This window comes from Paraburkholderia sp. SIMBA_030, from assembly GCF_046535245.1.
GTDB lineage: Bacteria > Pseudomonadota > Gammaproteobacteria > Burkholderiales > Burkholderiaceae > Paraburkholderia.
Genome location: NZ_JAWRXB010001082.1, coordinates 1 through 254 on the forward strand (window position 1 = coordinate 1; position 254 = coordinate 254).

The following is a 254-nucleotide window of genomic DNA, read 5'->3' on the forward strand; positions in this document are numbered from 1 at the left end:
GCAACGGCTGCTTCGGCACCGGCTGCTGCCGCTTCGGACGCTGCTGCTGCTGCTTCGGGCGCTGCTGCTGCTGCGAGCGACGCTGCTGCTTCGGCTACGGCTGCTGCTTCGGACGCTGGCGCTGCTGCTTCGGACGCAGGCGCTTCGGCTGCTGCTCCGGCATCGGGCGCAAGCCAGTAAGCTGCATTCGCACGAGGCCCGTGCCGAGCTTCGGCTCCAGCGGGCATCGCTGCGAACCGCGGTGCAGCCTGACG

1 protein-coding gene is annotated in these 254 nt (G+C 70.5%); it reads left to right on the forward strand.

Annotation, left to right across the window (positions count from 1 at the left end):
* On the forward strand, positions 1 to 254 hold a 254-nt coding region (locus SB772_RS43360), incomplete at both ends, for a hypothetical protein (protein ID WP_410838943.1).